Annotated in this window: 8 protein-coding genes and 1 tRNA gene; 1 reads left to right on the forward strand and 8 read right to left on the reverse strand. The window is 54.8% G+C overall.

The genetic code is table 11. From position 1 onward, the window contains the following. Nucleotides 1-90: 90 nt before the first annotated feature. Nucleotides 91-179 (forward strand) — tRNA-Cys (locus tag G4V39_RS05435). A gap of 177 nt (nucleotides 180-356) precedes the next feature. Here G4V39_RS05435 and G4V39_RS05440 read toward each other — a convergent pair. From G4V39_RS05440 to G4V39_RS05475, 8 genes are read right to left on the reverse strand one after another with little or no spacing between them, the layout of a single operon-like run. After that, nucleotides 357-2165 (reverse strand): hybrid sensor histidine kinase/response regulator, encoded by a 1809-nt coding sequence (locus G4V39_RS05440; RefSeq protein WP_166031962.1) that lies wholly within the window; start codon nucleotides 2163-2165, stop codon nucleotides 357-359. Between the two features lie 51 nt (nucleotides 2166-2216). Continuing rightward, nucleotides 2217-4754, reverse strand: coding sequence for a chemotaxis protein CheA (locus tag G4V39_RS05445; RefSeq protein ID WP_166031963.1), 2538 nt, complete (start codon nucleotides 4752-4754; stop codon nucleotides 2217-2219). Between the two features lie 14 nt (nucleotides 4755-4768). Then, complete coding sequence (locus tag G4V39_RS05450; protein ID WP_166031964.1) at nucleotides 4769-5200, reverse strand: response regulator; 432 nt, start codon at nucleotides 5198-5200, stop codon at nucleotides 4769-4771. Beyond that, nucleotides 5197-6084, reverse strand: a complete 888-nt coding sequence (locus G4V39_RS05455) for a CheR family methyltransferase (RefSeq protein WP_210412194.1) — start codon at nucleotides 6082-6084, stop codon at nucleotides 5197-5199. The genes G4V39_RS05450 and G4V39_RS05455 overlap by 4 nt, the downstream gene beginning before the upstream one ends. Before the next feature lie 11 nt (nucleotides 6085-6095). Beyond that, nucleotides 6096-7562, reverse strand: a complete 1467-nt coding sequence (locus G4V39_RS05460; protein WP_166031965.1) for a response regulator — start codon at nucleotides 7560-7562, stop codon at nucleotides 6096-6098. Further along, complete coding sequence (locus tag G4V39_RS05465) at nucleotides 7534-9168, reverse strand: PAS domain-containing sensor histidine kinase (RefSeq protein WP_166031966.1); 1635 nt, start codon at nucleotides 9166-9168, stop codon at nucleotides 7534-7536. Before G4V39_RS05465 ends, G4V39_RS05460 begins: the two co-directional genes overlap by 29 nt. A 5-nt stretch (nucleotides 9169-9173) precedes the next feature. Then, on the reverse strand, nucleotides 9174-10286 hold the full coding sequence (locus G4V39_RS05470; protein ID WP_166031967.1) for a protein-glutamate methylesterase/protein-glutamine glutaminase: 1113 nt from the start codon (nucleotides 10284-10286) through the stop codon (nucleotides 9174-9176). Between the two features lie 12 nt (nucleotides 10287-10298). Continuing rightward, nucleotides 10299-12143 (reverse strand): chemotaxis protein CheW, encoded by a 1845-nt coding sequence (locus G4V39_RS05475; protein WP_166031968.1) that lies wholly within the window; start codon nucleotides 12141-12143, stop codon nucleotides 10299-10301. Nucleotides 12144-12150: the final 7 nt, after the last annotated feature.

Consider the following 12150-nt stretch of genomic DNA (forward strand, 5'->3'; position numbering starts at 1 on the left):
TTTTATAAGAGAAAGCGAAAGGTTATCATAGATGTTATCGATAGAATCTATTTGAAATAGCAATCAAACACCGCTAAGTATTTGTAATGAGGGGACGATGGTGCTGGGCACCCGGCGGGCTGCAAACCCGCTTGTTCCCGGGTTAAACCGGGAAGGAGGTTCGATTCCCCTCGTCCCCTAATCTCCTGATCCCAGAACAAAACTTTTTAAATCTGGTCGGGACAAAACCACCGATTCCGCAAAGATTTGGACTCAGCCCCTTGTCTCCTATCCGGCCATTTGAGCTGGCAAATCTATTAGGATCCGTTCCCATTTTTCGTTCCGAAAAATGAGAACGGCTATTTGATGCCCGTATATCAGGTAGCCATAAATTGAAGCAGTTCATGAAGGCGGTATGGCTTCCGCAAAAAACCGCTCGCTCCAAGGGCCTGGGCCTCTTCTTTGAGCTCTTCTGAGAGATAGCCACTTGAGACCACCACCTTGGCTCGGGGGAAAAGACGTCGGATCTCCCGCAGGCAATCTTTACCCGAGAGTCCGGGCATATAGTAGTCCATGACTACTAGCTCCACATCACCAAAGCGAGACGCCAGGCGGGAGAGGGCTTCGCACTTGCTGGCCACCTGGACTTCAAGCCCCAGGTCCTTTAAGGATTGGGCCATCAATTCCAGCAAGGACTCTTCATCATCGATGATCAGAACCTTCCTGATTCGAGGGCTAACTGTCTTTTTGGAGCTTGCCTCTGGGACTTTCTCCCGGCCACTGGCTTCAGGGAGATAGATCCGAAAGGTCGCCCCTTTACCCGGAGCACTTTCTACCTCAATCTGGCCATCAAAGGTCCTAACAATTTGGAAGACTGTAGCCAGACCAAGCCCCGTCCCCTTGCCAGGCTCTTTTGTGGTGTAGAAGGGTTCAAAGATATGGGGGAGATCTTCGGCGGCGATACCGCAACCATTGTCTGTAACCTCAAAAACCACATAACCTCCGGCAGGGATTTCTCCCCAGGGAAGCCTTTTATCCGTGGCCAGATATTGGCGATAGATCCGCAGACGGACTTCACCTTCTCCCCCAAGGGCATCTCTGGCATTGGTGAGGAGATTGTAGAAGACATGCTCCAGGGAACTCGGATCAGCCAAAATGTAAAGGGGGCCCTCGGGTAGCTCCAGGTGAAATGCCACCCCGGGGCCGAGAAGGGCCCGACTTATATCCGTGAACCGACGCACAAACTCCCCTACCTCAATAAGTTCTTTCTTTTTAAGACCTCCGCGGGCGAAAAAGAGGATCCGGTCGGTAAGAGACCTGGCCCGATCCAGGCCCTGATCCATCTTCTCCAGAATGCCGGCCATCTCCAAAAGAGAGCTTGAAGGTGGACGGCATTCCTCCTTGGCCTGAAGGTAGCGAAGTTTTAAGAACTCAAGCCCGGAAGCAAAGATGGTCAGAACGTTGTTAAAATCATGGGCCACTCCAGCGGCCAGCCGCCCCAGGGTCTCAAGGCGCTGGGCCACCTGAAGGCGCTCTTCGGCAGCCACCAGCTGGCTTACGTCCATAAAGGCCAGGAGACAGCGACGCCCTACCGAAGAACAGATCAACTTGACATAGGCCCAAAAAGTAGCCCCATCGGCCCGACGAAGTTGGACTCGTCCCTCAAAGGAGCCTCCCTCCCGCAGGAGATTCCGCAGCTTGAGGTCAGGAACAACCTGCTCAACGGAAAGCCTTTTAAGCTTCCAGGAGCTCCGATATCCCAAAAGCCCCACCGCCGTCTCGTTGGCGTCTTTGACCTGGCCCTCAGGGCTAAGAAGGAGAAGCCCTACAGGGACAGAGTTGAAGAGTTCCCGATAGTGGCTCTCAGAGTCGCTTAAAAAGCTCTGAAGATGATAGCTGGCCGTGATATCCCGGAGAATGACAATAAGGTAAAGGCTACTCTGGTGCCTGACCTCCTCACAGAGGGTCTCAAAGACCCGTCTCTTCCAAAAGAAGCGACGATAGCGCCCTCCGGTCCAAAGAGGCAACGTAGGCACGATCTCCTCAAGCTGGCCGGAGAAAAGTTCTTTGGCCCGGCCGTTGGCAAAAACCAAGGCCTTCTGGTCATCAAGGACCAGGACTGGCTCGGGGAGGTGACGGGCAACGAGATATTCAATCCGTGCGTCGGCCTCAGTCATTTTCGGCATTCCCGATATGATTAGGTAAAACTAAACATTCTTTGAGGATTGGCCAGACCTTTAGTTAATAAGCTTCGGAGGATCGAGCACCAGAAGCACCCGGCCCTCTCCGGTAACCGTAGCCCCCGAGAACCCGGTCAGGCCCTCTAAAAGGCCGGTTAAGGGTTTGAGGACAAACTCGCTTTCGTTGTAGAAGCGATCCACCTTAAGGGCCAATTTCTTGGCCCCGAGGTTGAGCACCACCAAGGGAATCTCTCCGCTGTCTTCCTCTGAAAAGACCGAGCTGCCGGCATCTAAAAGCTCTGCCAGATCAAAGAGGGGCAGGAGGTAGCCACGGATGAGTACCAGGGCCTGGCCTCGGTGCCAGTGGATAGCCTCCCGGGGGGCCTTGACAGTTTCCACCACGTAGTCAAGGGGAATGTAATAACGCTCTCCAGCGGTTTCCACCTCCAGACCTTTGCTTATGGCCAGGGTCAAGGGAAGCTTAAGGATAATCTTGGTTCCCTCTCCCAGGCGGCTCTCCAGCTCTACTGACCCCCCAATTCTTTCTATGGCCGTCCGGACGACATCCATGCCCACCCCTCGACCAGAGACTTCACTGACCTTTTCAGCAGTGGAGAAGCCGGGCCGGAAGATAAGATTGATGATCTCCCGGTCATCCAAACGCTCCAGCTCCTCTGAGGAGAGAAGTCCGCGTTCCAAAGCCTTGGCCCGGATCTTATGAGGATCAATGCCCCGACCATCATCTTCAATTTCGATGATCACGCTCTGACCTTTGTTATAGGCCCGCAACCAGATAGTCCCCTCTTCGGGCTTTCCCCGCTGGCGTCTTTCCTCGGGAGGTTCTAGACCATGATCAGCGGCGTTACGAATAAGATGGACCAGGGGGTCTCCCAGAGATTCAATGATGGTCTTGTCTAATTCTGTCTCTTCACCGCTTATCTCCAGACGCATTTTTTTGCCCAGTTTCTTGGAAAGATCCCGAATCATTCGCGGAAAGCGGGAGAACACCTGAGACACCGGAACCATGCGGACAGACATGATAGTCGCCTGGAGCTCATCCACCAGACGACTTATCCCGTCACCGAATTCTTTAATCTTCTGGGCCAGAGCGGCCAGGCCGTAATCTACGGCCACCTCTCGGGCCAGGGAGGAAAAGTTGTTCTTACTGACAACTAGCTCACCGACAAGGTTCATGAGCTTATCAAGACGCTCCTGGGGAACCTTGATGACCTGCCTGGCCTTGCTCTCAGCAGTGCGCTGGGCCCCTCCTGGCGAGGCAACCTTCTTGGAAGATTGAAGGGTGGTGGAGCTGGAGGAGGCCGCAGGGGAGCTCTTTGGGGCCTCTTTTTGTAGCTGTTTTTTCAGGTCTTCTTTAAGCTCCTCAAAGAGGTGAAAACCTTCTTTTATGCCTTCAATGAGGATCTCTTCATGATCTTCGGGCTCCTCGTTGTTGGCCATAAAATCTATGATGTTATAAGATTTTTCGGCCTCCTCCCGGACTTTCTCGTTACCGGTCTTCTCAGCGATTTTGATGATGAGCTCAAAGGCCCGCCCCACTTTAGCCAGGGCCGTCTTTCTCTTGTCTCTTTTTTTGATCTCCTCAAGCCCCACCCGGGCCGCCTCCATGGCCTGGGAGAGGGCATTAAGGAGGACTTCTATTCTATCAGTGTCCACCTCCACCGGGGGCATAGGCGGGGTCTCCTCCGCCCCCTTCGGGGCACCTTCTAAGGCTGAAGACTCAACCTGACCCTCCATAAGGGCCCGCAGGCGATCTACAGCCTTAAGGAGGATATCTAGCTCCTGTCGTTCAGGAAGACGCCCTTCATCTCGACACCTCTGGACAAGCTCCTCCGCCCGATGGGCTTCCTCCTTGAAGACAAAAAGGGGATGGGCCCGGGCCAGGGCCTCGTCTTCTATAGTAGAGAGGAGCACACCAGCGTTTCCTTTAAGGGTGTGGAGCGAACGAAAGAGCTCGTTCAGGTCGTCGTCTTCAGGGTGTCCGGATTCAAGACGAAGGAGGATTTTTTCCACATTGGCCAGGTGCTCTTCGGCCTCCTCTCGAAATTGTTCTTCCATTTCCGGCGGGAACTGCACCCTGGCCGCGGCCTCAGCAGGAGATAATTTCGCCTCTTCCTGGGGAGGCTCCCCCTCACCGGTGGGTCCTCCTTCTTTGGCCTTTTCTATCGCCTCAAGGGCCTCTTGGTAGTCTATTTCAGCGATGTCCAGCACTACTTCCTCTCCGTCCTGGTTGGCGGCCTCAAGGGCCTCTTCAGTAGCCCGGAGCATCTGAGAGATAAGGTCCACGGCATTCAGGAGAACGTCCACAACCTCGGAGTTTACTCCCAGCTCGTTTTTGCGGATAAGATCCAGAAGGGTCTCGGTCTGGTGACAGAGTTGCTTAATGTCGTTGAGCCCCAGAAAGGCCGCTGTCCCCTTAATAGTGTGAATGGGGCGAAAGATGGCGTTTACTGTCTCTGGGTCTGGATGCTCCTCAAGCTCCAAAATCTTGTCCTCAATACCGTCCAGATGCTCCCAGGCCTCCTCCAGGAAGCCTCGGAGAACATCCAGCTCATCGGCTCTGATGGTCACCTGCATTCTACCCACCTCCTTCACTCCGTAAGAAACCGGACATTCTCGATTAGGATGGATGGTTTGGCCGGTTTGACCACATAAAAATTGGCCCCGGCATCATAGCCGGCCTGCTTGTCAGTGGCCTCATCTTCGGTTGAGACGATGATTATGGGTACCGTGGCGTCTATCTCTCTTATGCGCCGGATAAGGGTCAGACCATCCATACGGGGCATATTGATGTCCGTAATGATGAGATCAAAGCTATCGGCCAGAAAGGCCTCCAGAGCCTCGGCCCCATCAGCGGCCGTCCGGACCTCAAAACCGGCATCCCGAAGAATATAGCTGTGAAAGTTACGAACCATCTCCGAATCATCGACAATAAGAACCTTCTTTCGAGGTGGAGAGGCCTCTCTGGGGCTTCTGGGGCCTTCTTTCCTTAAAAGTCTCTTCCTGACAGGAGTTTCGATCATATCGCCTCCTGATCTCCTTCTGGTTTTTGATAGACGATCATCCCTCCCAGTCGGCGCGGTTTGAAGGCCGAGGTGATACGCGAAAGGGATTCCGAGTGTCCCAGGAAGATAAAGCCCCCGGGAGTCAAGGCCCGGTAGAAATGGGCGACCACCTCCCTGCGGGCCCTCTCATCAAAATAGATGAGCACGTTGCGACAGAAAATAAAATCAAAGCCTTTCATCTGGCTCATGCGCTGATGATCAAAAAGGTTTAGCTGGTAAAACTTCACTAAAGAACGAACCTGATCTTTTACCCGATATTGATCTCCCTGGCGGATGAAGTAGCGCTCCAGGTATTCTGGGGGGACATTTCTTACCGATCTGGGGCCATAAACTCCCTCCTGGGCCCGAGCCAGGGCATTAGTGTCGATATCGGTGGCCTCTATCCGGGCGTCCCAGCGGGGTAAATCGTCGATCATCTCCCAAAGGATAATGGCCAGGGTATAAGGCTCTTCTCCGGTAGAACAGCCCGCAGACCAGATTCGGAGACGACGGCTACCGCGGGAAAGTTTCCGCTCACAAACAAGAGGAAGACACTCTTCGGCAAAGACAGCCAGCTGATCAAACTCCCGAAAGAAATAAGTCTCATTGGTGGTCAGGCTATTTATCAGCTCCTGAAAGGCACTACCATCGTCCCGAAAACGTAAGAAGCGATAATAGGCATCAAAGTCGTCAAAGCCCAAGGCCTCCATGTGGGCCTTGACCCTCTTTTTGACAAAGTAAAGCTTCTTTTCCTCAAAAAAGATTCCGGTTCGCCGATAAATAAAATCCCTGAGCTTGAGAAAAGAGCTGATATCCAGATCGAACTCCCTCTCTCCTCGCCGCTTGAGCCTGACTCCTATCACTCTGCCCTCCCTTAGAGCTCCAAAACGTCTTCAATGGTCTGCTGGATTTCGGGGCGCTTGCTTTCCCGGGCCAGGGTCTCAAGACGCTGCCTATCTTCGGAGGTGCCGTATTCGGCCAAAAAGTTGATGGCCCCCGTGGCTACCTCAATGGGTCCATTGAGAAGCTCACCGGCCAGGGAACTGGCCGCCTGCTGGTCTCCCATGGCCACCACCTGGAGGAGAAGATAGACCTCCAGAGAATCAGAGAGATCACCCGCTTTTTGCGTAAGGTAGGCCAAGAGTCCCTTGGAGGGACGCTGGCCGTGACGCTTTAGGAGGAGGACAAGGGCTTCAAGGCTCTCGCGGGCAAGAGGCACCCTCCCCTCCCTTATCCCCTTAGAGAGCCAGCCAAGATCCTTCTTGTTGCCAAACCGGGCCAAATACTTAAGGAAGGAGTGAAGAAGCACCGGACTGGCCTCTTCTTTAAGAAGGGAGATTACCTCCCTGGCCCGCGGTGATTCCTTAAGGGCGGCCAGGGCCTCAAGGGCCACCCCGCGGGCCATCTCGTCCTCCTCCCTGATGGCCATCTCTTCAAGTCGGGGGATGGCCTCCCTTACGCCCTTTTGGCCCAGATATTCGGCGGCTGTTATCCGGACATTGGTCTCCTCATCATCCAGGGCCTCAAGAAGAAGCCGTTCGGCCCGGGGATCATTTATCTGGACGGCAATATCCAGAACGAGTTTCCGTAGATCCTTATCCTCATCTCTGGCCAGTCTCTCAAGGTGGGGCAAGATCTGAGGGCCAAGATCCTGAGCCAGGTCAATGGCCCCGTTGCGAATATAGGCCTGAGGAGAGGAGAGCATGAGTTTAAGGAGCCTTTCGTCTTCCTCCTGAGCCAGTCTCTGGCCTAACTCCTCAAGGATTCTTTCCCTTACGAGCTGATCATCCTCTTCCTCCAGCCATTCAAGAAGCCGAAACGGAAGATCAGGCGGCCTTTGAGCCAGAAGTTCCTCCAGAAACTCCAGACGCTCCTCGGGGCTCTCTCCCCGTTGCCTGCCAGAGGTGGGGCGAGCCACCTCTTCTGGATTTATCTCCCGACGCCGGGCCTCTATGACCAGCTCTCGCCATCTCTCCAGGCGTTGGACCACCTGATCGAGCACCTTGCGGACTTCATGGATATCAAAGGGTTTCATAAGGTAGTCCGCCGCTCCCTTCTCCAAACAGGTAAGGACCCGATCCACTGAGGAGTAGGCAGTCATCATGATGATCTGGACAAGGCCGTTTATGGAATGGGCCCGCTCCAGGAACTCCAGCCCATCCATCTCCGGCATAACGATGTCGCAGATAATGATCTGAATCTTCTCTCTGGCCACCAGAGAGAGGGCCTCCTGGGGACTGGTGGTCACCAGGGGCTCGAACCTTCCGTCAAGCTCGAGCAGACGCCTCAAAGACTCAAGGATCTCTGGCTCGTCATCCAGTACCAATACCTTGATGGCCATCTTGGACTCCTTTGTAAAAAGTCTTATTAAAAATTCTTTCTACCCCCCCCCCCCCCCCACTTAGAACAATTCTAAACAAAAGACCCTCTGGCTCCTTTGGGCATTCCACCTCCAGGGTTCCCTCGAGGGAGTTGACAATTTCTTTAAGGATATAAAGGCCCAGGCCGGTGCCTTCCTCTTTGGTGGAGTAAAAGCTCTCAAAGATTCGAGACAGCTCCTCCTCGGGCACTCCGCCGCAGTTGTCTCGAAAGGTAAGAACCACCCGGGGGTAAATATCCTCGACATTTATCTCCAGGGTGGCTCCCTTAACCCGCCTTCTCTGGGCGGCCTCGGCGGCGTTATTAATGAGGATGACCATCATTTGAACCAGCAAGGAGCGGCGCCCAGTGGTGTAAACTCCCAGCAAAGGGACACCCTTTTGGCGATTGTAGGGCTCTCCGTTTATGAACACCCGGAGGTGATGTTTGATCTTGTTGTGGGTAAGGATGAGGGCCTCGTGGAGGGCCTGGCCGAGATCAATCTCTTCATTAAAGGATTCCTTCCGCCCCAGATTTTTCACGGAGGTGATAATCTCCGCGATTCTTTCCGCCCCCATCTCTAAAGACTTGGTTATGTCCCTGATCTCAGAGATAATTTTGTCAATGGTTTTTCTCTTCTCCCCGGCCAGTTCCGCCCCTTCGAGCAAACGCCTGAGCCCCTCGACGTAGGCCCCAAAGATCTGGATATTGGTCTTCATGAAAGTAAGGGGGGTGTTGATCTCGTGAGTGAGTCCGGCCAGAAGGCGGCCCATCAGAGCCAGACGTTCCTGCGAAAGAAGATGAGAGGCCTTGGCCTGGGCCAAAGTCTCAAGGCCCTCTCGCATCTTTACGCAGGAGGTCAAATCCTCGACGACAAGAAGGATGTTCTGGTCATCTATCGGAGAAAGAGTAAAAAGGAGATGCCGTCCCTGAATCTCCTCCTCAAAACGGAAGACCCTGCCGGCTCCCCTGATAAGCCGACCCACGAGATGGGGGATCTCCCGGGGAATGTTCTCCCCCAGAAGCCCCCTGAGGAGCTCGTTTTTTAAGACCGGCCCCTTGGGACCCCAGACACCGATTCCTGCCGGAACAAGGTCAATGATTCGGCGGAGAAAATCTTTCTCTCGCCGCAAGGCCTCAAGGGCCCCCGACAACTCGAGACGCAGGCTGGAGCTCCGGGCCTTAAGACGTCTTAAGGAACGCTTCTCAGCAGTAATATCCCGAATAGTAGAAAGAACTATCCAGTCATCTCCCAGAGGACGAAGTCTGCGGGTGATGATCTCGCAGATAATAGGTGAGCCATCTTTTTTCTGCAGAGGCCACTCAAGAACAACATCGTCCCTTTCTTCCAGCAATCGGTAAAGCCTCTCACCGAAGGCCTCCCAGGAGGCCCGGTCACTAAAAAATATTCTGGTGGAGCGACCAATCATCTCCTCCCGGCGCCAGCCGAAAAGACGGGCCAACCCTTTGGAGGCAAAGACTATCTTGCGCTTGAAGACAGCCGCCACCCCGATAGGATGGCGATCAAGGAGCCCCAGAATAAGGGATTCATCCTTTAAGTTGTCTTCGAGCACAGAGACTCCGACCATAGGATTCAAGCCACCTGCCTTTTACGGATGATCTGCTCTACGGCCTGAACAATATGACCGGCAATCTCCCAGCTGGGGGCCACAATATCGGCCCCTCCCCGCCGGATAGCCTCTCGAGGCATACCGAAAACAATGGCGCTCTCTTCGCTTTCGGCAATGGTGATCCCCCCAGCCTGCCGGATCCGGACCATCGCGTCCGCTCCGTCGTCTCCCATTCCGGTCATGAGAACCCCCACCGTCTGAGGACCAAAGACTGAAAGGACCGAATCCATCATTACATCTACCGAGGGCATGAAAAGATGCCGGGGGGTTTTGGTGTTGCGGATGATGAGATCTCCCCGAACCTTGCGGAAAACTGTCAGGTGATAGCCTCCCTTGCCTACGAAGCAGACACCGGGCTCGACTTTAAGGCCGGTTTCCGCATGGAGCACCTTTATCTGACAGCGCTTATCAAGCCTCTGGGCATAGGATTCTGTAAAGGTGGGGGGCATGTGCTGTACAAGGAAAACCGCCGCTGGCAGGTCTTCCGGAAGATACGGAAGAACCTCAAATATGGTCTTCGGCCCTCCGGTGGATATTCCAATGGCCACCGCGGCAAAAGGGGGGAGTTCTCCCTTGGAGAGCGAAGGAACCTGGGGCCGGAGGGGTTTCAGCAGCCGGGGTTCCTTTGACACCGGAGTCTTTACCTGACTGCGGCGTCTCAGACGCCCGGCCGTCCCCGAACGAGCGGCGGCCTTGATCTTGGCGATCAGCTCTCGGGCCACCGCCTCCATGTTTACCGAGACCGTGCCTCCTGGCTTGGCTACATAGTCAAAGGCGCCCATCTCCAGGGCCTGAAGGGTTATGGGAGCCCCCTCCTGGGTCAGGGAGGAGACCATGATCACCGGGGCGATACCCTCTTCGATGAGGATCTTAAGGGCCGTGAGGCCATCCATCCGGGGCATATTGATGTCTAGGGTGATCACATCCGGCCGCAGGGCCCGGGCCTTTTCAATAGCGTCCCGGCCATCACGAGCGGTACCGACCACCTCCAGACGAGGATCGCTTTCGATAATCCTTTTCAGGCTCCGACGCATAAGGGCCGAATCATCACAAACCAGAACCTTAATCTTGGCCATCTTTCCTCCCTGTTATTCGGCAATCTTCAGCCTGGGACGCTCATCCAGAGTCGTTACCCCCTCCTCTTCGGAGAGGACCATCTCCTTGAGCTCCTTCTGCTCCTCAGAGGAGAAAATCTGGTTAACATCAAGGATAATAATCAGCCCCCCGCCCTCTCTTTGGGCCACGGCAGAGACAAAACGCAAATCTACCTGAGAGAGGAGAAGGGCTGGAGGCGGCGAGATTCGCTGTCTGGGAATCCGGGTGACCTCGTTTACCCGGTCAACCACCAGGCCGACCTTCTGTTCACCGAACTGGATGATGATCAGGCGGGTGCGGTCATCCCAGCTTCTCGGTGGCAGGCCAAAACGCTTACGGAGGTCTATCACCGGAATGACCTCCCCCCGGAGATTGGTTACTCCCTCTACGTAGGCCGGAGTCTTGGGAACCCGGGAGATCTCCCCCGGCCGGTTTATCTCCTGGATCTGAACGATGGGAAAGGCATACTCCTCATCATCCAGGAAAAAAGTCACCAACTGCTCCTCGTCAAACTCGACAACCTCGCTGGTGTTCATATTCTCTCCCCCCTCGGCAAGATCTTCTAAGGGCTCGGTGGGGACAACGGCCTCCTTATCCAGAACAAAAACAATCCTCCGGCCCTGGTCGATTCTGGCGATGGCCTTAAGATCTTCAAGCTCTGTGCGTTCCAAGGCCTCAACAGGCACCGCCAGAACCTCCTGGACCTGGTCAACCAGCACTCCTGCCAGTGTTCCGGAAACATTAAGGATGATGATCCGTTCCTCCTCGGCCACGGCCTTATCCATCTTGGCCTCCAGGCGTCGAAAGAGATCCTTCATCTGGGCGGTCAGAAGGTAGATCTCATCGGCAACATCATCAGGGGCTGCGGTAAAATAGGCTCTGACCAGGCTGTGGAGGTACCGATGACGGAGATGAAGCTGATGGACGATCTCTAGTTCCGTTTCGCTGCGACACTTCTCAAGCTCCCCTTTAAGCCACTGCCCCAAAAGACAGCGTTCCGGATCAAGCACGGGAGGATCACCTCCGGAGGCCATGGCCCGGGTGAGCTCTTTCAGCCAGTTCTCAAAGATCTGGCGCAGATGAGCGACCTTTTGCCTCTTTTCATCTACCAGGGGGGGAAGACCTAAAAGCTTGCGCAAATCATAGACCGGAAGGACCGTTCCCCGGAGAGAAATAATCCCCCGAAGATAGGCCGGGGCCTCGGGAACTTCCTGGGGGGGTTCAAAGCGAATGATCTCTTGGATATGGTCTATTTCAAAGGCGTATTCCTCGGCCCCCAGGAAGAAGGAAAGCAGACGCCGCTCTTCTTCTGTAGCTATGGCGTTCCCGGAAGATTCGGACTGGTCCACTCCAAAGGAACCCAGGCTTCCCCCGGCCGTCTCGGGCCTCTCCTCCAAAGACGGAAGAAGCCTGTTAAGATCAAGGACCTGAATCATGCGCCCGCCGCCGGGTTTAGCTACTCTGGCCACCAGGCCCTCAAGATCTCCCCCCAATGAAGGGGGCGGGGCAAAGGTTTCCTCCCCCACGGTGAGCACCTCCCGAACCTCATCTACCAAAAGTCCACTCGGGTGGCCTTCAAGCTCAACCACCAAGAGTCGGGAGCGATCATCAATGGCTGAGGCCTCAAGACCCAACCTGAGACGGACATCCACCACCGGGATAATCTGACCCCGCAGATTGGTAAGCCCCAGAATAAAGGGAGGAGTCAGAGGAACCGGAGTGAGCCTCTGGGCCCGAACGATCTCCCGCACCGAGGCTATATCCAGGGCAAACTCCTCTCCTTTCAGCCGGAAGACCACCAACTGACAAACACCGGACTGGCCAGATTGGGAAACCATGGCATCA

This window comes from Thermosulfuriphilus ammonigenes, assembly GCF_011207455.1.
GTDB classification, from domain to species: domain Bacteria; phylum Desulfobacterota; class Thermodesulfobacteria; order Thermodesulfobacteriales; family ST65; genus Thermosulfuriphilus; species Thermosulfuriphilus ammonigenes.

Excerpts from the sequence above, each read along its gene's own strand:
- G4V39_RS05440 (WP_166031962.1), bottom strand. The coding sequence starts at position 2,165 with ATGCCGAAAATGACTGAGGCCGACGCACGGATTGAATATCTCGTTGCC.
- G4V39_RS05445 (WP_166031963.1), bottom strand. The coding sequence starts at position 4,754 with ATGCAGGTGACCATCAGAGCCGATGAGCTGGATGTTCTCCGAGGCTTC.
- G4V39_RS05450 (WP_166031964.1), bottom strand. The coding sequence starts at position 5,200 with ATGATCGAAACTCCTGTCAGGAAGAGACTTTTAAGGAAAGAAGGCCCC.
- G4V39_RS05460 (WP_166031965.1), bottom strand. The coding sequence starts at position 7,562 with ATGGCCATCAAGGTATTGGTACTGGATGACGAGCCAGAGATCCTTGAG.
- G4V39_RS05465 (WP_166031966.1), bottom strand. The coding sequence starts at position 9,168 with ATGGTCGGAGTCTCTGTGCTCGAAGACAACTTAAAGGATGAATCCCTT.
- G4V39_RS05470 (WP_166031967.1), bottom strand. The coding sequence starts at position 10,286 with ATGGCCAAGATTAAGGTTCTGGTTTGTGATGATTCGGCCCTTATGCGT.
- G4V39_RS05475 (WP_166031968.1), bottom strand. The coding sequence starts at position 12,143 with ATGGTTTCCCAATCTGGCCAGTCCGGTGTTTGTCAGTTGGTGGTCTTC.